The following is a 21,602-nucleotide window of genomic DNA, read 5'->3' on the forward strand; positions in this document are numbered from 1 at the left end:
TTGAAAGCTTCTAAATAGGAGTTTTTGTAAATCGTCATGCTCATCAAAAAAATATACATATATATAGGATACACAATATTATACCCTGTAAATTTGAAATCCATTGTTTTTATTTTTTATAATTCATCCAGAGCTATAATACGATTTCTCTTAAAGTGTTTTTTTAATCACATAATATGTATTACCTCCAAGTTTGCATTTCAATTCTCCAGCCCTCCGACTCTCCAACTCTCTCTCTATTCTCCAACTCTCCAACTTTTCTGTATCTATTTCCGGCTTTCACTACTCGCTTTTTTGCGCCAAGCTTTACCTTTTGCGGCAAAAAGAGCTCAGACATGCCGTTCAATGGTAAGTTTGCATTAGTAAAAATAGATTAATAATTTGGTTAAAAAAATCAACCAAAGAGCAAAAGCAGCAGGATAAAGGCAGACGCTTCACTGATACTAAGATATCGCCCCGGATTTTATTCCCCTGCTGCTGTTTTCTTCCAAATCCGGATAGAACATTGTTGGTAAAACTTTTACCATGGTGGATCAGAAGAAAACCTCTTTAATAAAGAATTTGTTATGTCAAAATTATCAAAAAAAGTGATTGGTGTAGATGTAGGAGCAAAGTTTTTAACGGTAAGTTTTACGGATAATGTAAATCAAGATCAGGTTTTTAATATCCAAAACAATCAACGCTCGATTTTATCGTTTCTCAAGAAATTTCCCACAGAAGATTATTGTTTGGCTATCGAAGCCACAGGTAATTATAGTAGTCGCATACTCCATCTTTCTTTGGATAATGGTTTTGAATCAAGTTTGATTAACTGTATGTCTGTTAAATATTTTTCAAGGATGAAAAATATCATCAGCAAAACTGATGCAGAAGACGCCAAAGTCATCAGACTTTATGGAGAGATTTTTCGTCCGGAAGTTTATATTCCCAAAAGCATCGAGATTGAACATCTTGACCAAGAAATAAAACTTCTGAATGATCTCGAGGAAGAGAAGCGACGGTATTCGGTAAAGCTAAAGTGGCTTCGTTACAATCCTCAGCTCAATCCCAACACGGAAAAACATTATGAAAAGAGATTAAAACAATTAGATAAAGAAATACGGGAAGTAGAAATGAGGCTTCCACAACTTCAAGATGAAGAATTTAGAGAAATAAAAGGTTTGATACAAAGTGTTTCGGGAATTGGGGAGAAGACCTCCCTTCAACTGATGACCGCTACATCTGGTTTTAAAAATTTTGATTCATCGAAATCACTCGTAAAATATTTTGGATTGGCTCCACGTATTTATCAATCAGGAAAGAAATCATATTCTCCCGGTAAGTGCCGTACATCCAAAACGCACATTAGAAGTTTGCTATATGTTTGTTCCTGGACGGCAATAAAACATAATACGCAGTGCAAAGAACTTTATCTGCGACTATTGGAAAAAGGAAAGCCTAAAAACTTGCATTAATTGCAGTTTGTAACAAGTTACTGAGGATTTGTTTTGGTGTTGTGAAAAACAAAACTGCATATCAACAAAATTTTCAAAAAAACTTTAAAATTTTAACCTGAATAATTTGCATAGTAACATAGAACATCCGGGCTATGATTGAGTTCTTGGTGGAGCCTTTAGTTATCTGTAGAATTTCTATTTCAAAGTTTCAATTTCAAAAATCAGGATTTAAATTATTCTTTTTAATAATTTAATTGGATATATACATTCAGTGACCACCCCCGATGCAGTCAGAAGTAAAGATTGAAAAGCCACAGAGTGGCGACCAGTTAATAGACATTACATAATCGGAAATTAAGCTCCGTAGGAGCGACACCTTTGTAACAGAACATGTGTTTTAGCACATAAGCTTAATCGGAGCGGTACCTAAAAGCGATTCAATTTCCGGTAATGTAATGTCTTTTCTGCCAGCCATTCAATTTCAACCTTTTCTTTTATCCTTTTGTCTTTTCTTTACTAAGTGAAACGCCTTAGTTTACCTTATAATAGAGATAAAATAAAAAGCTTTTGTTTACCGTTGCGATAAAAAACCATACTCTTATATTTCTTATAAGCCTTCTGTTTTATACACCTTGCCCTTTGCCCGAGCCGAAACCTCCCATACAACTCTCCAACCCTCAAACAACCCAAACCCTCTGCCTCCTTAACCTGTCACCCGCCTCCTCCTTAGACCCCATAAAATTATTCTCTCAGAAGGTCAGTGACTTAGGATTAAATATGAATTAAAAGTAAACATAATGTTACATAAATTAGGATTGTGTTGTATAAAAGTTCTACTTTTGCCCCACTGAAAAACGAGAGTGATTCGGTAGCGCAGAAGAGCTTTTAAAGAGGCGGAAACGATAAGGCTAATGTCATCTACAGATGGATAGAGATCAATAAAGACTTTTAATTTTTTTAGAAATAAAATTTGGTAAAGATAAAAAGATTTGTATCTTTGCAGTCCGGTAAAACGGGAGCGCAGGAGTAGAGAGGTTTAAGTGTTTGGATAAGGATTTAGGGTCATCAAAAAACTTTAAAATTTCCTCAAAAAACATTTGGCAGATTAGAAATAAAGTTTTACTTTTGCACACGCAAATCGGTACTGAAAACGACAGAAAATGTAGGTATCGTAAAAAGCGGAAGAGAAGAGATCATTGAAAAATAATATACAACCAAGTAAGGAAAAACTAAAGCGTAAAATAACTTTGAGTGAGTCAGACAAACATACAATGGAGAGTTTGATCCTGGCTCAGGATGAACGCTAGCGGGAGGCCTAACACATGCAAGCCGAGCGGTAGAAGATCTTCGGATCTTTGAGAGCGGCGTACGGGTGCGGAACACGTGTGCAACCTGCCTTTATCAGGGGGATAGCCTTTCGAAAGGAAGATTAATACCCCATAATATAATGAGTGGCATCACTTATTATTGAAAACTCCGGTGGATAGAGATGGGCACGCGCAAGATTAGATAGTTGGTAGGGTAACGGCCTACCAAGTCAGTGATCTTTAGGGGGCCTGAGAGGGTGATCCCCCACACTGGTACTGAGACACGGACCAGACTCCTACGGGAGGCAGCAGTGAGGAATATTGGACAATGGGTGAGAGCCTGATCCAGCCATCCCGCGTGAAGGACGACGGCCCTATGGGTTGTAAACTTCTTTTGTATAGGGATAAACCTTTCCACGTGTGGAAAGCTGAAGGTACTATACGAATAAGCACCGGCTAACTCCGTGCCAGCAGCCGCGGTAATACGGAGGGTGCAAGCGTTATCCGGATTTATTGGGTTTAAAGGGTCCGTAGGCGGATCTGTAAGTCAGTGGTGAAATCTCATAGCTTAACTATGAAACTGCCATTGATACTGCAGGTCTTGAGTAAAGTAGAAGTGGCTGGAATAAGTAGTGTAGCGGTGAAATGCATAGATATTACTTAGAACACCAATTGCGAAGGCAGGTCACTATGTTTTAACTGACGCTGATGGACGAAAGCGTGGGGAGCGAACAGGATTAGATACCCTGGTAGTCCACGCCGTAAACGATGCTAACTCGTTTTTGGGTTTTCGGATTCAGAGACTAAGCGAAAGTGATAAGTTAGCCACCTGGGGAGTACGTTCGCAAGAATGAAACTCAAAGGAATTGACGGGGGCCCGCACAAGCGGTGGATTATGTGGTTTAATTCGATGATACGCGAGGAACCTTACCAAGGCTTAAATGGGAATTGACAGGTTTAGAAATAGACTTTTCTTCGGACAATTTTCAAGGTGCTGCATGGTTGTCGTCAGCTCGTGCCGTGAGGTGTTAGGTTAAGTCCTGCAACGAGCGCAACCCCTGTCACTAGTTGCCATCATTCAGTTGGGGACTCTAGTGAGACTGCCTACGCAAGTAGAGAGGAAGGTGGGGATGACGTCAAATCATCACGGCCCTTACGCCTTGGGCCACACACGTAATACAATGGCCGGTACAGAGGGCAGCTACCTAGCGATAGGATGCGAATCTCGAAAGCCGGTCTCAGTTCGGATTGGAGTCTGCAACTCGACTCTATGAAGCTGGAATCGCTAGTAATCGCGCATCAGCCATGGCGCGGTGAATACGTTCCCGGGCCTTGTACACACCGCCCGTCAAGCCATGGAAGTTTGGGGTACCTGAAGTCGGTGACCGTAACAGGAGCTGCCTAGGGTAAAACAAGTAACTAGGGCTAAGTCGTAACAAGGTAGCCGTACCGGAAGGTGCGGCTGGAACATCTCATTTTAGAGCGTCTTTAGACGATAAACAAAACACGTATCGCAAGATACAATGTACTTACTTAAAGTTCATGCTTTAGTTTTTTATTTGGTTGATATATAAGTAAAGGAAAAAGTTAGAAGTAAAAAGCTCCAAGTAATTGGAACGTTAAGATTACTCATTACCTATTACTTATATAATATATAAAAAAATACAAAACCCACTAGAAATTAGTAACAGGGAAGAGAGATTTTAGAATTAGAAATTAGAAGTTAGTCGTTAGAAATTAGTCTAACATCTAAAATCTAGCCTCTAATATCTAAATAATGAAGTCTCGTAGCTCAGCTGGTTAGAGCGCTACACTGATAATGTAGAGGTCGGCAGTTCGAGCCTGCCCGAGACTACTAATTAAGGAGTTAGGTTATAGGTATTAGGAGTTAGGAAAAGCGCAAGCCAAATACTAACAACCAAACACCGACAACTAACAACTACTAGAGGGGGAATTAGCTCAGCTGGCTAGAGCGCCTGCCTTGCACGCAGGAGGTCAAGGGTTCGACTCCCTTATTCTCCACAGTTTTGCGAGTTTGATTTAAAAGTACGATGGATAGAGCCAAAACAAATATTCATTTATCAGACAAGCAGAAAGACATTAAGATCATTGACATTAACGGTAAAAATATCACAAAGAGAAAACCGAGCGCAATTAAGCGTTTGAGTTTACAAAATAATTTAACAGCAATGTTAAGCAAAAATACTGAACTAATTAATAATTAGGAAAGAAATCGTTAAGGGCGTATGGCGGATGCCTAGGCTTTCAGAGGCGAAGAAGGACGTGGTAAGCTGCGAAAAGCTCGGGGGATTGGCACACACGAATTGATCCCGAGATGTCCGAATGGGGCAACCCGTCTGGTTGAAGACCAGTCACTCCGCAAGGAGAGCAAACCCGGAGAACTGAAACATCTAAGTACCCGGAGGAAAAGAAATCGAAGAGATTCCGTAAGTAGTGGCGAGCGAACGCGGATTAGCCCAAAAGTCTTTATATATTTAAAAGAATGTTCTGGAAAGAACAGCCGTAGAGGGTGATAGCCCCGTATTTGAAAGGTATATTTAGATGATAAATGAGTAGGGCGGGACACGTGAAATCCTGTCTGAATATGGGGGGACCATCCTCCAAGGCTAAATACTCCTGAAAGACCGATAGTGAACAAGTACTGTGAAGGAAAGGTGAAAAGCACTTCGAATAGAAGGGTGAAATAGAACCTGAAACCGTACGCCTACAAGCGGTCGGAGCCCACAAGTTGGGTGACGGCGTGCCTTTTGCATAATGAGCCTACGAGTTAATGTTACTAGCGAGGTTAAGGACTTCAGGTCCGGAGCCGGAGCGAAAGCGAGTCTGAATAGGGCGCTTAGTTAGTAGTATTAGACGCGAAACCTTGTGATCTACCCATGGGCAGGTTGAAGCTTTGGTAACACAAAGTGGAGGACCGAACCGGTTGACGTTGAAAAGTCTTCGGATGACCTGTGGGTAGGGGTGAAAGGCCAATCAAACTGGGAGATAGCTCGTACTCCCCGAAATGCATTTAGGTGCAGCGTCGTGTATAAGTTTATTAGAGGTAGAGCTACTGATTGGATGCGGGGGAGTCAAATCCTACCAATTCCTGACAAACTCCGAATGCTAATAAATGTTCCACGGCAGTGAGGGCGCGGGTGCTAAGGTCCGTGTCCGAGAGGGAAAGAACCCAGACCAACAGCTAAGGTCCCCAAATCTCTATTAAGTTGAAGCAACGCGGTTGGACTGCATTGACAGCTAGGATGTTGGCTTGGAAGCAGCCATTCATTTAAAGAGTGCGTAACAGCTCACTAGTCGAGCGGTCCGGCATGGATAATAATCGGGCATAAATAGAGTACCGAAGCTATGGATTTACAACCGTTGGGTTGTATCTGGTAGGGGAGCATTCTGTTTGCACAGAAGCAGTATCGTGAGATATTGTGGAGCGTACAGAAAAGAAAATGTAGGCATAAGTAACGATAAAGCGGGCGAGAAACCCGCTCACCGAAAGACTAAGGTTTCCTCAGCCATGCTAATCAGCTGAGGGTTAGTCGGGACCTAACGCGAACCCGAAAGGGGTAGTGGATGGACAATGGGTTAATATTCCCATACTTGCTCACACTAAAAAGGGGACGGAGTGCCGTACCTGCTGGAGACTGACGGAATAGTCAAGGCCTAGCCTTCGGGCGAAGCTGCTGCAGGGAAAGTGCTTCCAAGAAAAGCCGAAGTGAAGCAACCCGTACCATAAACCGACACAGGTAGTCGAGGAGAGAATCCTAAGGTGCTAGAGTGAATCATGGTTAAGGAACTAGGCAAAATAGTCTCGTAACTTCGGAAGAAGAGACGCCAGCAGCAATGCTGGCCGCAGTGAAGAGGCCCAGGCGACTGTTTATCAAAAACACAGGACTCTGCTAAATCGAAAGATGCTGTATAGGGTCTGACACCTGCCCGGTGCTGGAAGGTTAAGGAAGGGCGTTAGCAGCAATGCGAAGCGTTTGACTGAAGCCCCAGTAAACGGCGGCCGTAACTATAACGGTCCTAAGGTAGCGAAATTCCTTGTCGGGTAAGTTCCGACCTGCACGAATGGTGTAACGATCTGGGCACTGTCTCAACCATGAGCTCTGTGAAATTGTAGTCTCGGTGAAGATGCCGAGTACCCGCAATGGGACGAAAAGACCCTGTGAACCTTTACTATAACTTCGTATTGACTTTGAGTAAGTAATGTGTAGGATAGGTGGGAGACTTTGAAGCAGGCACGCTAGTGTTTGTGGAGTCAACGTTGAAATACCACCCTTTACTTACTTGGAGCCTAACTTCTTTTAGAAGGACACTGCGTGGTGGGTAGTTTGACTGGGGTGGTCGCCTCCAAAAGAGTAACGGAGGCTTTCAAAGGTACCCTCAGCACGCTTGGTAACCGTGCGTAGAGTGTAATGGCATAAGGGTGCTTGACTGTGAGACCTACAAGTCGATCAGGTGCGAAAGCAGGACATAGTGATCCGGTGGTTCCGTATGGAAGGGCCATCGCTCATAGGATAAAAGGTACTCCGGGGATAACAGGCTAGTCTCCCCCAAGAGCTCACATCGACGGGGAGGTTCGGCACCTCGATGTCGGCTCGTCACATCCTGGGGCTGGAGAAGGTCCCAAGGGTTGGGCTGTTCGCCCATTAAAGTGGCACGCGAGCTGGGTTCAGAACGTCGTGAGACAGTTCGGTCTCTATCTATTGCGGGCGTTAGATGTTTGAGAGGGCTTGAATCTAGTACGAGAGGACCGATTTGAACAAACCTCTGGTGTATCAGTTGTTCCGCCAGGAGCACCGCTGAGTAGCTACGTTTGGAAGAGATAAGCACTGAAAGCATATAAGTGCGAAACTCGCCTCAAGATGAGACATCTTTTAAGGGTCGTTGGAGATGACAACGTTGATAGGCTATAGGTGTAAAGTTGGTAACAGCATAGCCGAGTAGTACTAATTACCCGTAGATTTATAGCCTAATTGGCAACTGCTTAATTGCGCAATTAAAGGTTCTCTCTTTGTGAATATTCTTATCGATTAAAATCAGGTATCGGATGATAGATACAAGGTAGCAGGTAGCAGTTTAAAGCTATTACCTAAAGCCTATAATCTGCAACCTAAACCTTATATACAACCTTTAGGGTGGTTTTAGCGGTGGGGCTCACCTGTTCCCATTCCGAACACAGAAGTTAAGCCCACCAGCGCCGATGGTACTGCGAAAGCGGGAGAGTAGGTCGCCGCCAGTTTTTTTTAAAAGTCTCATACATTCATTTGTATGAGACTTTTTTTTGGGCTAAACCTAAATGATGAGAAATAAGTAATGAGTAATGAGCAATAGACAATGTGTAATTTTGATAAGTGATAAGTGATAAGTGATAAGTGATAAGTGATAAGTGATAAGTGATAAGTGATAAGTGATAAGTGATAAGTGATAGTTGTTGGTTGTTGGTTGTTGGTTGTTGGTTGTTGGTTGTTGGTTGTTGGTTGTTGGTTGTTGGTTGTTGGTTGTTGGTTGTTGGTTGTTGGTTGTTGGTTGTTGGTTGTTGGTTGTTGGTTGTTGGTTGTTGGTTGTTTCGCTCCTCCGGAGCTTATGAAAATGATGCTGTAATGTTCTCCAAAGGTTGCACTCCGAAGGAGTGTTTGTTAGGTTTTTACCTTTTATCTTGAGTGTAAATCTTACTTAAAATCTTGATTTTTGAGCTTACATTTCAAATAATCGTACTATTGAATCTAAAAAAGGTGAATTTGAAGCATTTAATTGTAATTAAGGGACAAATATTACTTTAGGATACAACTAACCCTAGCCAGAATAGAAGCGGTTAACGCGCAACAGAGTGGGAAATTCGAAGGTTTTAGCTTTGGCAAAGCAAGGTGTGAGGAAGCCGGATAAAGCTCCTAAAAAAAGTATTTATTTTAAAATGGTTTTAAAGTATCATTAATTAAAAATTTTATATTTATAATCAGTTATTTCGAGATAAAATTCTAAATTATATTTCATCATATATTGAAAATTACTATTTTAGTCAAGCGGAATCCGAAAAGCATTAATAGAGTAGGAACCATTCAAATCAAAATATGAAAAATTTAATCAAAATCTCTAGAGAAGATCTAAAATCACTTAACGGGGGCGGTGGCCCGACATGTCCTGACGATCCTGCATTCGGAATGTGTTATCCTCCAGGCTGGCCAAATGGAATTTGTATGACAAGGTATCAATGTTGTCTTAAACTTGGAATTGATGAAAAGACTTGTAAAGAATTTCATAGCTAAGACGTAAATCAAAAGATATTTTACAACTTAATAAATAAACTTGTTTTATTATAATTTAATATAGATACAGTTATTAATTATAGTTGTTGTAAAGTCAAATATCATCTACAAGCTGTAGATGATATTTTTATGTTTAGGATAGCTTTAATGTAGGGCTATATTTCATCAAATTAAAATACTTAAAAAAAAAACCGCCATACACTTTTAAAGTGTATGACGGTCTACTATTTTTTACTTTATTTGTAACAAATTTATTAATTTAAAAGATTGAACCTTAGTTTAATTCCAAAGTTATCTTTGAATTGCGAAGTTTGATAATGTCCTAATCTATAAGAGAAACCTACGCCAAAACCTCTACCTAAAAATCGGTTCCAGATAAAGCCGACTTCCTGATAATAATGATCGAGCACTTGGAAATCAAACTGATGGTCGCCTCTGTTTTTGAAATCTCCAATAGCTGATTGATATTCAAGCTCGATGTTTGAATATCTTGAACCAAAAGTTTTAAATCTAAACGGTAAATATTGCGAGAATTTAAATGCTATAAACTTATCGGCAAAGAAAGTTCCCGAGGGCATTGTGGCAAATGCTAAATTGTTTGGAGTATTGATATTAGAATACCAATGATCCGGATTTCTGTCATTCTGACCCGCAATTTCAAAGTTTTTCCAGATCGGAGCTGTTCCTGATGAAATTCCTCCAAAAAGTTTAAGATTGGTAATTCCCAGTTTTGATCTGAACTGGTGAATAATCAATGCATCAGCTCTGTAATAATCCAGATCTCCGCCTAATGCATCAACTCCTTTTTCAAAATTTACATACACTTGCGGAAATCCTTTCTCATACGTATATTTTCCGCTTGGCGTCATGATATTTTTATCGTTTGGTGAGAATTTTAATGATAATGTTGTACTCACATTATCAAAACGATTTCCTAAATTTTTGTATTGATAATCAAAAAGAGCTTCTTGTTTCTCTTTATTCACGGCAATTTTCATACTCAAGGAGTTCGAAATATCATACAAATACGATGCTCCCCATTTTTGATTCTTATAAAAATTGGTATTGTGTAGATCCAGATTAAGATCATTCACTTTCATCATCATATCCCACATAGTATTGCTGAATCTTCCTGCAGCAAAGACATCATCTACATAATCAATACGGAAAACAGAGGTTCTTTTATCAGACAATTTCATGTCTAGACCAAGTCCGTATTTCCAGGTGTGATCTTTAAAACCATAGCCGAAATATCCGTCCGGAGAAAAAGTTTTGCTGAATTTTTCGTTCAGTTTTACACCGGCTCCTAATCGAACACCTTGATATTTATCGTAGCTGAAAAATTTAGTCAGGTCAAAATCCATCATTTTATAACGAAGATTTCCCCGCATTAATTGGGTTAAAAAAGTTAGCTTTTTTTCAAAGTCATGTTTCTCTACAAAGCTGTCAATCTTCGTATAGGTTGCGCTTTCTCTTGCGGTCAAACTGTCGGTTCTGTATTGCTGAAGCAGACTTCCGTCAGAGTTTTTCATTTCGAGAGAATAGCCTTTGAATTCTGAGGCTTTCTGCGTTTCATTCAACTGGAAATCAAAAAAACGGTTTTTTACATACAGATAATTTCCAAATGTTCTTCGGTTGTATTTCTGTCGGTCGCTCAGTTTTTCGCCTTTCTTCAGTGTGTCAGTTTTTACGCTGTCTTTTTTTGAAATATTAAACGTCTGGTCGCCCATTTTCAGTTTAATGTCTTCATAATCCAGAAACCATTTTCCGTCAATCGGTTTCCAGACCGAGACAATATCGCCTTCGTTTCTTTTTTTACTGGCACTTTCAAACTTTTTCAAGGCATACGTTTCAGAATCAATATAAATCTTGCCGTTAAATTTTCTCGGATTTTGCTTTTTCTTGTCGGTGATTTCCTTAAACTTAATAACGTAAGTTTTCCTGCCGTCTAACTGTAAAGTATCTGACAGATAAAAATTAAAAAGCTTTCTGTTTTCCGGTCGTAATTGCCTTGGAGTTCTGTTTAAATTGGATATATTAATTGCTAAAGCTTCATAAATAGGATTTTTAAAACCCGACATTCTGTTGTCGATGATATTGGTTTTCTCCCCGAACTTCTGGGAATATTTGTACTCCGCCGCTTTTTCCCAAAGGAACATTTGACTTTCCTGAGTAGCGTCGAGCAGATCTTCGCCAATTAGAGAATCTTTCTTTTCGCTTTCTTTTTGTTTAAATTCTTTTTTATCGACTTTTGAAAGAGAATCTTTTCTCGAAGCCAGGAAATTTTTAAAAGTACCAATTGAATCTTTATCGACATCAATCGAGAATTTGGAATACGATTTAAAATTGTAGGTATCTAATGACTTTGGTGAGTTTTCTTTTTCCCTCTTATTGACTTCATCTAAAATCCTCAAAGCTTTCGGATCACTTTTATCGGTGATTACCACTTTATCAATATTGCTCTGTTTCTCAGACAGCGGCTGCATAGCCACTTCCATAGATTTTTTTACATCAACGGTGACATCTTCAAAGTTGCTCGCCAGAATTTCTACTTTCTTACATTTTGTTTTAAAAGATAAAACGCCGTCAAAATTGGTTTTACCCAAAAGATTGTCATCACAATAAACGGCTGCTTCACGAATTGGTTTTTTATCGGTTTTACTGAAAACTTTCAGTGAAGTCTGTCCGAAATAAAGTACGGTAAAAAATAAAAATAACGGAGATAAATTTTTTGTCATTGAGTTTTTTATTAATAAGACAAAACTATTGATAAGAAGGTTACAAAACCATAACAGAAAATATAATCTTTTGTTAAAAATTTAATCTGCTGTATTTGCTTTATTGATAGTTAATTGTTGGGTTTTTCAATTCTCACGGTGAGGATAAATGGAATTTTATTTAATAGATTTTAAGGCTTTTTGAAAAGTAAATTTGATTTCTACTATTTAACCTTCTTCATATTGAGTAAAAATTATTTGAAAGATATAGCTTAAGAGTTGATATAGAGGATAGACATCATGTATAAAGGAAATAGTTTATTAATAATAATAATTTGAAATAATCAATTTGTATCTTAGCGAGTTAATTAATCTAACTAAATTTTAGTTAAATGGAAATCAAAGATATTGCAGTTGTAGATTTATTTTGTGGAATTGGGGGGCTTGCTCATGGATTTTTAAGAGAGGGCTTTAATGTTGTTGCTGGTATTGACATTGATGAATCTTGTAGATATGCTTTCGAAAAAAATAATAAATCAAAATTCATTTCTAAAAGTGTTACTGAACTATCATCTTCGGAACTAAATGAGTTATTTGGAACTTCTAAAATTAAAGTTTTGGTAGGTTGTGCTCCTTGTCAACCCTTTTCATCTTATACTTTTAAGGATCCAGATAAGAAAGATAATGAGAAATGGAAATTATTGTATGAATTTCAAAGATTGATATTAGAAACCAAACCGGATATTGTTTCTATGGAAAACGTATCACAATTAATAAATTTTAAAAAAGCGCCAGTTTTTAATGATTTTATTGAAACATTAAAGAATGAAGGTTATTTTACTCACTTTGAAATAGTTAATTGTCCCGAATATGGAATTCCACAAAAAAGGAAAAGACTTGTATTAATTGCTTCGAAATTAGGAAATATAGATTTAATTCCTAAAACCCATAACAAAGATAATTTTGTTACAGTTAAAGATGCCATTGGTAAATTACCACCAATTGAAGATGGAGAATTTCATCCTGATGATAAATTACATTTTGCTAGAAAACTATCTCCAACTAATAAGATAAGAATTAAGAATACACCATATGGAGGCAGTTGGATAGATTGGCCTGAAGATTTAAAATTAGAATGTCATAAAAAAGAATCTGGTAAATCTTATTCAAGTGTATATGGCAGAATGAAATGGGATGAACCATCTCCTACGATGACTACTCATTGCGTTGGTTATGGAAATGGTAGGTTTGGTCATCCAGAACAAGATAGAGGAATTTCTCTTAGAGAAGCTTCTATACTTCAGACTTTCCCAAAAAAATATACTTTTTTTAATAAAAACAAAGATTTTTCCACTGTCTTAATTGCGAAGCAAATAGGGAACGCAGTACCAGTTAGGCTGGGTGAAATCATCGCACAAAGTATAAAAAAACACTTATCAATATGAAAACAGAGAAAGAAAAATTAGATTCAGAAGAACAATTATTAGGTGAAAAAGCACAAGTTGATTATGATACTAGAGAATTTGTAGTTGAACATATAGTTCAAAAGTATCAAGCTGAGGAATACAAAATACCTCCATATCAACGAGAATTTGTTTGGAATGAAGAAAAACAATCTAGATTTATTGAGTCAATTTTGCTTGACTTACCTATACCTTACATATTCTTTGCTGATGATAATACTGATGGAAAATTAGAGATTGTTGATGGTTCTCAAAGGATCAGAACACTTGTTTCATTTTATGAAAACAAACTAACTCTTAGGGGATTAGAGAAATTAGATAAATTCAACGGATTTAAGTTTGAAGATTTATTTGAAAGTAGACAAAGAAGATTTTTGAGAAAAACTTTGCGATCTATTGAGTTGACAGAAAAAGCAGATTTTGAAGTAAAAAAAGATATTTTTAGAAGAATAAATACTGATCCATATGATTTAACTGATATGGAAATAAGAAAAGGAATTTATGAAGGTGGCGATTTCTATAATTTATTAATTGAGTGCGCTAAAATGTCTTTATTTCATGACTTATGCCCTATTTCGCAAAAAAGAAAAAATCGGGGAGAATCTGAGGAACTTGTTTTAAGATATTTTGCATATGGTGAGAAATATCAACGTTTTGTGCATAGAGTTGACGTGTTTTTAGATGATTATATTAAAGAAAAGAACAATGATGAACTTGATATAATTGCGATGAAAGATGAATTTACTACAATGCTGGATTTCGTGGATGCTTATTTTCCTTACGGCTTCAAAAAAGCAGCGTCTCACAATTCAACTCCGAGAGTTAGGTTTGAAGCAATTTCTGTAGGGGTTACTTTAGCTTTAAAAGAAAATCCAAAATTAATTCCAAGCGATGTTATAAATTGGCTAGAATCAGACGAGTTTAAAAGACTAACTACATCAGATGGGGCAAATAGTAAAGCTTATGTTGTTGGAAGAATAGAATTCGTTAAAAATAATCTTTTAGGAAATGCAGGTAACTAAAGAAATAGTAACAAGTAGATCCACGGAGATAGTTAGCTATCTAAACTATTTGCAATCTATTGATGAAGATAATTTTGACAGAACTGTTTTTAAAATTCTCAAAGCAAATCTTTTACTAATGCTGTACAATTTTGTAGAATCAGTTGTCTCAAATTCAATTGATGCCATAAGACGTAATATTTATCATAATGCCGACGCAAATTTTGATTGTTTAAAAAATGAAATCAAAATCCAAATATTAAAAGATTTAAAAACAAATATGAGCCCTGAAGAATTCGTAAAATCATGCACATTAATTACGAAAGATATTATAAAACTTTCGTTTAAGAAGGAAAAGATATCGAAAGGAAACATTGATAAAGAAGTTATAAATGAACTTTCTGTCATATATGGTTTTAATATTAGAAATAGTAATTATAGAGATACGGCACATGGTGAAACATTATCAACAATAAAACAAAAAAGAAATGATTTGGCTCATGGTACATTTTCATTTGCTGAAATAGGTAAAAACTATACAACACAAGACCTTGAAAAAATAACGAATCAAACAATAAATTATTTAATTTTCATTACCCAAGAAATAGAAATTTATCTTAATGAAAAGAAATTTATTAATGGTAACTAGGTATTTGAAATAATTCCCCGCTAGCGTGAGCGTCTCGCTCGTGCTTCCATTATAAAAAAAAATCTTCCAATATAAAAACCTCGCCCACCCGCGAGGTTTTCCCATTAAAAAAAATAAAATTCCAATCCTATACTAATCAAAAATATTTTTATATTTGTTTTTAGAACAACAAAAAACAAAATGATGATAGTAAGAATTAACCCCGCAGTTCATGCGCAGGCTTCCGGCACTTCCGGTTTCAATATCCAACTCAATACTTTTCAACCCATTGCTCATCTCAAAAAACGGTAAACCGTTCCGTTGGTTCGTTCAGGCATTATGAAGAGTGCTTCAACCAGTTAGAAAGGGCAATCAGGCATTCCGTTGAAGCAATCAACCACTTCGTAATGGCGTTTAACTGCTCCGTAAAGGCAATCAACCATTCCGAAGAGGCGATCAATCACTCCGAAGAGGCGATCAACCACTCCGAAGAAGCAATCAAGTACAATTTGTTATATTTCAATACTTTACGGGCGTTTCCGAAAAGTAAGGTGATTCAACAGACAGGATACAATAGACTTCAAACCCATTTTTAAACACAAAAAATTACTTTATTATGAAAAAAGAACAGGTAGTACGCACTTTCAAACTGGCAGACGCTGTACTGAAACAAAAAGCAGATGAACTGATCGCTTTGATCGACAGAGACATCACCGAATTTACAGATCGTGGCTATAACACCGCAAAAAAGACCGAACTGACGACAGCACGAAACACGGTAGATAGTTTCCCAAGCGATGAACAGCTGGAAGCCGTCAAAATAAATCTCACCGAACAAAAAGACGCCGCCAGAAATGCCCTGGAAAAATCGATGCGCAGTATTTTTAAGATGGCAGAACATGTTTTCGGACTCTACAGTGCCAAATACAAGGAATTCGGCAATGCAGGAATCAGTCAGCTCAGCGATGCCGAGGTGGTACGCATTGCAAAAATGATGAGCGTGACGGCAGAAAAATATCTTCCCCAACTTGCTGACGAAGGTCTTACCTCAGAGAAAATTAATGCCCTGATTACCCAACGTGAAGCTCTGGATATTGCTATTGACGCACAGGCTCAAGGGATATCCGACCGGGATGTTGCCACCGAGAGTCGAGTAGAAGCTCTTAATAAACTCTACCAACTGTCCACAAAATATGCAGGCATCGGTCAGGATATTTTCTACGAAACCAACGAAGCCAAATACAACGACTACATCATCTATGACACCCCAAGTGGACTTCCGGAGGTACCACCTGTAAATCCTGTATAAAAAATGTATCTCGTCAGTCCCCCTCGTCAGTTCGAGTGTTTTTCTTAGCGCAGCGTAGAAAAATGTATCGAGAACCAGTGAACCGAAGCACAAATTTTGTCTGTGAATCAAAAACTTCTCGATATGGTTTTTTTGCAAAAACCTACTCGAAGTGACGATTAGCAGACATTAAACGTAAGTCAAGCTCCGTCAGTTCGAGTGTTTTTCGTAGCGCAGCGCAGAAAAATGTATCGAGAACCAGTGAATGGAAGCACAAATTCTTTCTGTGAATCAAAAACTTCTCGATACGATTTTTTCACAAAAATCACTCGAAGTGACGTCTTGTTTACACGATACGAAAACGGTTTCGTCAGTTCGAGTGTTTTTCGTAGTGCAGCGTAGAAAAATGTATCGAGAACCAGTGAATGGAAGCACAAATTCTGTCTGTGAATCAAAAACTTCTCGATACGATTTTTTGCAAAATTCTACTCGAAGTGACGTTCGTTGAATCAAAACTTTTTAATACGATTAATCATGCAAACATCATTCGTCTACATATTACTTTGTTCCGATAAAACCTATTACACCGGTGTCACAGAAAATGTGTACAAACGTTTTGACGAACATCAGGACGGTAAATATTTTGGCTCTTACACGTTCTCAAGACGACCGTTACAGCTAGTCTATTTTTGTCAGTTTATGGATATTGAGCAAGCAATTATTTTTGAGAAAAAGATTAAGAAATGGTCTCAGGCAAAGAAATTAGCATTAATTGAAGGACGATATGAAGACCTGCCGAATCTTGCGAAAAAGAATTTTGGGAGGTAATTGATTGATCTTATCAATTTGCCCACGTCAGTCGCTCCGTCAGTTCGAGTGTTTTTCGTAGCGAAGCGTAGAAAAAATGTATCGAGAACCAGTGAACTGAAGCACAAATTTTGTTCTCCAATCAAAAACTTCTCGATACGATTTTTTGCAAAACCTACTCGAAGTGGCGACTTGTTTACACGATACGAAAACGGTTTCGTCAGTTCGAGTGTTTTTCGTAGCGCAGCGCAGAAAAATGTATCGAGAACCAGTGAACAGAAGCACAAATTTTGTCTGTGAATCAAAAACTTCTCGATACGAATTTTTTCAAAATTCTACTCGAAGTGACGACGTACGATTGACGTTGTAAAATACAAACAATCCCTTTCAGTTTTTGAAAGGGATTGTTTGTATAAAAACCGTAAAAAAGGTAATATTTAATATTTATTAGTAATTTAAATATTCAAAGCTTTCTGATAAGCATTTTCCAAGCCATCAAGATTTTTTCCTCCGGCTGTAGCGAAACCTGGGTTTCCGCCGCCGCCGCCTTGGATTTCTTTAGCTAACTCTTTAATAAGTGCTCCAGCCTGATAAATTCCTGCTAAGTCATCAGAAACGCCAACGGTAATCATTGGTTTTCCGTCTGCGTCGGACAGGATAATCGTTATAGAAGTTGGGATTTCTTTCTTTAACTGGAAGACGATATCTTTTACAGAACCTGCGTCCAGAGAAGTTTTCTTCACTAAAAGTAATTTATCGCCTTTTTGCTCATAAGCACCTTTCCAGTCACCGATTTCACCTTTTGCTTTTTCCTTTTTCAAAGCGTCAACTTCAGACTTCAACGCTGCATTTTCTTCAATTAATTTCTCGATAGAACGTACAACATCTTTAGATTTTAGCAATTGAGAAAGCTCAACAACCTGCTTTTCTAAACCTTTGAAATATTCCTCGGATTTGTCTCCTGAGATTGCTTCAATTCTTCTGATTCCTGCTGCCACAGAGCTTTCAGAATTAATTTTAAAATGTCCGATTTCGCTGGTGTTTTTTACGTGAGTTCCACCGCAAAGTTCTTTTGAACTTCCAAACTGAATCATTCTTACGCTGTCACCATATTTTTCACCAAATAAAGCCATTGCACCTTTGTCAATCGCTTCTTTGATCGGAATATTTCTAAACTCTTGCAGAGCTATATTTTCTTTGATCTTTGCATTGACTTTTTCTTCAATTAAAGCCAATTCTTCCTCCGTCATTTTACTGAAATGTGAGAAGTCGAAACGCAGATAATCAGGACCAACGTAAGAACCTTTTTGCTCAACGTGAGTTCCTAAAACGTCTCTCAAAGCTTCGTGTAACAAATGCGTTACCGAGTGGTTTGCCTGAGAATTTTTTCTTTCTGCTGCATTTACTTTAGCGTAAAAAACAGCACCTGCATCTTTCGGAAGCCCGTTGATTAGAGAAATAATCAATCCATTTTCCTTTTTAGTTTCAAGAACTTCAAAACTTTCAACAGCATTTTCAAGAACTCCTTTATCACCGATTTGTCCACCACCTTCAGGATAGAAAGGGGAGTTGCTCAATACAACCTGATAAAACTCACCGTCTTTATTTTCTACTTTTCTATATCTTGTAATGTAGGTTTCAGCTTCAATTTGGTCGTAACCTACAAAAGTTTCAGGTTTTTCTTCTAAAACAACCCAGTCATATACTTTAGAAGCAGAATCTTTTTTAGAACGTTGCTTTTGTTTTTGCATTTCAGCTTCAAAACCTTGTTCATCGATGGTCAAACCTTTTTCTTCCGCAATAATTCTTGTTAAATCATCCGGGAAACCATAAGTATCGTATAGTTCAAAAACTTCAGTATTTGGTAATTTTATTTTAACTGAGTCTAGATTTTCTTGAATTTTTTTAAAGGCTTCTCGAATTGGCTGATTTGCCAAATTAATATTTTCTTGGATTTTTTTGAATGACTCTTGAATTGGTTGATTTAAACTTTCAATATTTTCTTGAATTTTTTTGAACCCATCTAGAAATGGTTGATTGACCTTTAAAACATTAAGGTTTTCTTGAATTTTTTTTAATACATCATAAGCTGGGATGTTTTGATTAATCGAACTAATGACATTTTTAATTTCCTTATTCGAATTAAGTGTTGTCTCAATTAATTTATCAACTCTTATTAATCCTGTTTCAATGGTTTTTAAGAAAGATTCTTCTTCACTTTTAATCACTTCAGAAACCAATTTTCCTTGCTTTTCCAGTTCCGGGAAGAATGCTCCCATTTGATTTTGAAGAACGGCAACCAATTTATAAAGGAAAGGTTCTTTCATATCTAAGAATCTGTAAGAATAAGAAATTCCTCTTCTCAAAATTCTTCTAATTACGTAACCTGCTCCTCCGTTGGAAGGCAACTGTCCGTCTGCAATTGCAAACGAAACCGCTCTGATGTGGTCTACCACAACACGAATTGCAATATCTTTTTCGTTTTCTAAAATTCCGGTATATTTTTTACCAGAAACCTCTTCAACCTTAGCAATCAAAGGCGTAAAAACGTCTGTATCGTAGTTGGAAGATTTCCCTTGAAGTGCCATACAAAGACGTTCGAAGCCCATTCCTGTATCAACGTGTTGCTTCGGTAGTTTTTCTAAGCTTCCGTCAGCTTTTCTGTTGAATTCCATGAAAACCAGATTCCAGACTTCTACCACTTGAGGATGGTCGTTGTTCACCAATTCAAGTCCTGAAACTTTAGCTTTTTCTTCAGGAGTCCTCAAGTCAATATGAATTTCCGAACATGGTCCGCAAGGTCCGCTTTCACCCATTTCCCAGAAATTATCTTTTTTATTTCCGTTGATAATTCGGTCTTCAGAAATGTAAGATTTCCAGAAATTGTAAGCATCCTGATCTCTTTCAAGATTTTCAGAAGCGTCACCTTCAAAAATAGTTACGTAAAGGTTTTCTTTTGGAATTCCGTAAACTTCCGTCAACAATTCCCAGGCAAAAGCAATAGCATCTTTCTTAAAATAATCACCAAAAGACCAGTTTCCCAGCATCTCAAACATGGTGTGATGATAGGTATCACGGCCCACATCATCCAAATCGTTATGCTTCCCTGAAACTCTCAGACACTTTTGTGTATCGGCAATTCTCGGTGCTTTAGGATCTTTGTATCCTAAAAAATAATCTTTGAACTGCGTCATTCCGGAGTTGGAAAACATTAAAGTAGGATCGTCTTTCAACACGATGGGCGCCGAAGGAACGATAAGGTGGTCTTTGCTTTTAAAATAATCTAAAAATTTCTGACGGATCTCTTGTGATGTCATAATTATATATTGCTTTGCTTTTTACAAATTTTTGATAAGATGCAAATTTAATGTTTTTAAAGCAATAGAAAAATATAGTTTTGTGTTTTAATTTATTTGTAAAATAGTATTTGAGTTTGTCATTTCGACGAAAGAGATATCTATTATTCTCAATCTTGTAATCTTCCACCATCCAGTTTACAACTTCCTTTCTTTTTAGGAGCTATTTCCCGCTTTCCGCACTCGCTATTTTGTATGTTTTGGCGGTGGCAAAGCCGCCGTCAAAACATACAAAATGAGCTCAAACAAATGCTCCACTCGGGGCTAAGCCTGTTGCTGAAAAAACAAACCTCATAGGTTTTTAAAACCTATGAGGTTCTAGACTGATTTTTTGAACAGAAAAAAGGATTAATAAAAACTTTGCACTTCTGAGTTTAACTTATTACCTTCGTTAGTATCTGAAAAGAGACAAACAAAAAAATGACGAAAAACGAGACCTTAAAAAACTGGATAGAACAATACTCTGAATCGTTGTTGAGAAGAGCAATTTATTTGCTTTCGGATAAAGTGGAAGCAGAGGATATCGTTCAGGAGGTTTTTATTGCTGCCTTTTCGTCTTACGATTCTTTTGAAGGAAAAAGCAAGCCCCTCACCTGGCTCAACACGATTCTCAATAATAAAGTTGCCGATTTTTACCGTAAAAAATACAGGTCTGAACCATATATAAAACTCGATCACTTTTTTGATGAAACCGGATCCTGGAAAAACGATTCGGTGTTGAATGATTGGAACGTTTCTAACCAGGAATCTGAACTTCTGGACAATCAGGATTTTAATAAAAGCTTGGAAGACTGTATTGAAGATCTTCCTTCACGATGGAAGATCCCAATGAAAATGTATTACCTCGAAGAAAAAAAAGCACCTGAAGTGAGTCAGGAATTGGATATCTCTACGACTAATCTTTGGAAGATTTTACAACGCACCAGAATGCAGCTGCGGGAATGCCTGGAAATTAATTGGTTTTCAAAATCATAAGGAATAAAAATGTTAAAAAAAATAATTCATATTTTCTTTTTACCGTGCAGTAAAGCTACTTTACTGATGGAAAAGCGTAATGCAAAAAGCATTTCGCCAAAAGAAAACTGGCAGCTTTCTATGCATGTAAAGATTTGTAAATGGTGCAAAGCTTATCAGAAAAAAGTAGAGATTTTAGATTCCATCTTGAAAAAGAAATGGTTTGAAGAAGAAGAAGTTGATATCAATACTGCTGAAATTCAGAGTTTTAAAGATAAAGTATTTAGGAAATTAGATTTTTAGTAAATAGCCTGTCAGGATTTTGTAATTGTTGCGACTATAGTTTTGAAAATAATAAATATTA

12 protein-coding genes, 2 tRNA genes and 3 rRNA genes are annotated in these 21,602 nt (G+C 37.4%); 15 read left to right on the plus strand and 2 right to left on the minus strand.

Going from position 1 to position 21,602, the window contains the following annotated elements:
• Positions 1-566 precede the first annotated feature (566 nt).
• The 7 genes from EG358_RS09440 (at position 567) to EG358_RS09475 (ending at position 9,024) form a co-directional block, all read left to right on the plus strand.
• Entirely contained in the window at positions 567-1,454 is an 888-nt protein-coding gene (locus EG358_RS09440; protein ID WP_228422012.1) for a transposase, read from the plus strand.
• A gap of 1,250 nt (positions 1,455-2,704) precedes the next feature.
• A 16S ribosomal RNA gene (locus EG358_RS09445) occupies positions 2,705-4,221 on the plus strand.
• 303 nt (positions 4,222-4,524) lie between these two features.
• A tRNA-Ile gene (locus EG358_RS09450) sits at positions 4,525-4,598 on the plus strand.
• Positions 4,599-4,691: 93 nt separating this feature from the next.
• Positions 4,692-4,765 (plus strand) — tRNA-Ala (locus EG358_RS09455).
• A gap of 204 nt (positions 4,766-4,969) precedes the next feature.
• Positions 4,970-7,731, plus strand: a 23S ribosomal RNA gene (locus EG358_RS09460).
• 161 nt (positions 7,732-7,892) lie between these two features.
• Positions 7,893-8,000: ribosomal RNA gene (gene rrf, locus EG358_RS09465) — 5S ribosomal RNA — on the plus strand.
• The 16S, 23S and 5S rRNA genes sit together here with 2 tRNA genes alongside, the layout of an rRNA operon.
• Positions 8,001-8,829: 829 nt before the next feature.
• Positions 8,830-9,024, plus strand: coding sequence for a bacteriocin-like protein (locus tag EG358_RS09475; RefSeq protein ID WP_115596418.1), 195 nt, complete (start codon positions 8,830-8,832; stop codon positions 9,022-9,024).
• A gap of 254 nt (positions 9,025-9,278) precedes the next feature.
• On the opposite strand, the gene EG358_RS09480 is transcribed toward EG358_RS09475, so the two are convergent.
• Entirely contained in the window at positions 9,279-11,762 is a 2,484-nt protein-coding gene (locus EG358_RS09480; protein WP_076559374.1) for a DUF5686 family protein, read from the minus strand.
• A 371-nt stretch (positions 11,763-12,133) separates the two neighbouring features.
• Here EG358_RS09480 and EG358_RS09485 point away from each other — a divergent pair, with 371 nt between their 5' ends.
• The 6 genes from EG358_RS09485 to EG358_RS09510 all read left to right on the plus strand — a co-directional run bounded on the left by EG358_RS09485 (position 12,134) and on the right by EG358_RS09510 (position 16,949).
• On the plus strand, positions 12,134-13,186 hold the full coding sequence (locus EG358_RS09485) for a DNA cytosine methyltransferase (protein WP_076559354.1): 1,053 nt from the start codon (positions 12,134-12,136) through the stop codon (positions 13,184-13,186).
• Positions 13,183-14,226 carry a DUF262 domain-containing protein gene (locus EG358_RS09490; RefSeq protein ID WP_076559352.1) on the plus strand — a complete coding sequence of 348 codons (1,044 nt, stop codon included), beginning with the start codon at positions 13,183-13,185 and terminating at the stop codon, positions 14,224-14,226. Before EG358_RS09485 ends, EG358_RS09490 begins: the two co-directional genes overlap by 4 nt.
• Entirely contained in the window at positions 14,213-14,854 is a 642-nt protein-coding gene (locus EG358_RS09495) for an MAE_28990/MAE_18760 family HEPN-like nuclease (RefSeq protein WP_076559350.1), read from the plus strand. Before EG358_RS09490 ends, EG358_RS09495 begins: the two co-directional genes overlap by 14 nt.
• A gap of 386 nt (positions 14,855-15,240) precedes the next feature.
• The gene (locus EG358_RS09500) at positions 15,241-15,429 is read left to right on the plus strand and encodes a hypothetical protein (RefSeq protein WP_123890069.1); all 189 of its coding nucleotides are present in this window, start codon (positions 15,241-15,243) and stop codon (positions 15,427-15,429) included.
• A 20-nt stretch (positions 15,430-15,449) separates the two neighbouring features.
• The gene (locus tag EG358_RS09505; protein ID WP_076559348.1) at positions 15,450-16,142 is read left to right on the plus strand and encodes a hypothetical protein; all 693 of its coding nucleotides are present in this window, start codon (positions 15,450-15,452) and stop codon (positions 16,140-16,142) included.
• A 513-nt stretch (positions 16,143-16,655) separates the two neighbouring features.
• The gene (locus tag EG358_RS09510; RefSeq protein ID WP_076559346.1) at positions 16,656-16,949 is read left to right on the plus strand and encodes a GIY-YIG nuclease family protein; all 294 of its coding nucleotides are present in this window, start codon (positions 16,656-16,658) and stop codon (positions 16,947-16,949) included.
• Positions 16,950-17,383: 434 nt separating this feature from the next.
• Here the strand turns inward: EG358_RS09510 and alaS are convergent, their stop codons facing one another.
• The gene (gene alaS / locus EG358_RS19825) at positions 17,384-20,245 is read right to left on the minus strand and encodes an alanine--tRNA ligase (RefSeq protein WP_076559344.1); all 2,862 of its coding nucleotides are present in this window, start codon (positions 20,243-20,245) and stop codon (positions 17,384-17,386) included.
• 459 nt (positions 20,246-20,704) lie between these two features.
• Between alaS and EG358_RS09525 the strand changes: the two genes are divergently transcribed.
• Both EG358_RS09525 and EG358_RS09530 read left to right on the plus strand, forming a co-directional pair.
• Positions 20,705-21,259, plus strand: coding sequence for a sigma-70 family RNA polymerase sigma factor (locus EG358_RS09525; RefSeq protein WP_076559342.1), 555 nt, complete (start codon positions 20,705-20,707; stop codon positions 21,257-21,259).
• Positions 21,260-21,268: 9 nt separating this feature from the next.
• Positions 21,269-21,541: a hypothetical protein gene (locus EG358_RS09530; RefSeq protein WP_076559340.1), complete on the plus strand. Its 273-nt coding sequence runs from the start codon at positions 21,269-21,271 to the stop codon at positions 21,539-21,541.
• The last annotated feature ends 61 nt before the right edge of the window (positions 21,542-21,602 follow it).

This window comes from Chryseobacterium indoltheticum (assembly GCF_003815915.1).
GTDB classification, from domain to species: Bacteria; Bacteroidota; Bacteroidia; order Flavobacteriales; family Weeksellaceae; genus Chryseobacterium; species Chryseobacterium indoltheticum.

Excerpts from the sequence above, each read along its gene's own strand:
- EG358_RS09490 (WP_076559352.1), top strand. The coding sequence starts at position 13,183 with ATGAAAACAGAGAAAGAAAAATTAGATTCAGAAGAACAATTATTAGGT.
- EG358_RS09510 (WP_076559346.1), top strand. The coding sequence starts at position 16,656 with ATGCAAACATCATTCGTCTACATATTACTTTGTTCCGATAAAACCTAT.
- EG358_RS09525 (WP_076559342.1), top strand. The coding sequence starts at position 20,705 with ATGACGAAAAACGAGACCTTAAAAAACTGGATAGAACAATACTCTGAA.
- alaS (WP_076559344.1), bottom strand. The coding sequence starts at position 20,245 with ATGACATCACAAGAGATCCGTCAGAAATTTTTAGATTATTTTAAAAGC.
- EG358_RS09530 (WP_076559340.1), top strand. The coding sequence starts at position 21,269 with ATGTTAAAAAAAATAATTCATATTTTCTTTTTACCGTGCAGTAAAGCT.
- EG358_RS09475 (WP_115596418.1), top strand. The coding sequence starts at position 8,830 with ATGAAAAATTTAATCAAAATCTCTAGAGAAGATCTAAAATCACTTAAC.
- EG358_RS09495 (WP_076559350.1), top strand. The coding sequence starts at position 14,213 with ATGCAGGTAACTAAAGAAATAGTAACAAGTAGATCCACGGAGATAGTT.
- EG358_RS09440 (WP_228422012.1), top strand. The coding sequence starts at position 567 with ATGTCAAAATTATCAAAAAAAGTGATTGGTGTAGATGTAGGAGCAAAG.
- EG358_RS09505 (WP_076559348.1), top strand. The coding sequence starts at position 15,450 with ATGAAAAAAGAACAGGTAGTACGCACTTTCAAACTGGCAGACGCTGTA.
- EG358_RS09485 (WP_076559354.1), top strand. The coding sequence starts at position 12,134 with ATGGAAATCAAAGATATTGCAGTTGTAGATTTATTTTGTGGAATTGGG.
- EG358_RS09500 (WP_123890069.1), top strand. The coding sequence starts at position 15,241 with ATGGCGTTTAACTGCTCCGTAAAGGCAATCAACCATTCCGAAGAGGCG.
- EG358_RS09480 (WP_076559374.1), bottom strand. The coding sequence starts at position 11,762 with ATGACAAAAAATTTATCTCCGTTATTTTTATTTTTTACCGTACTTTAT.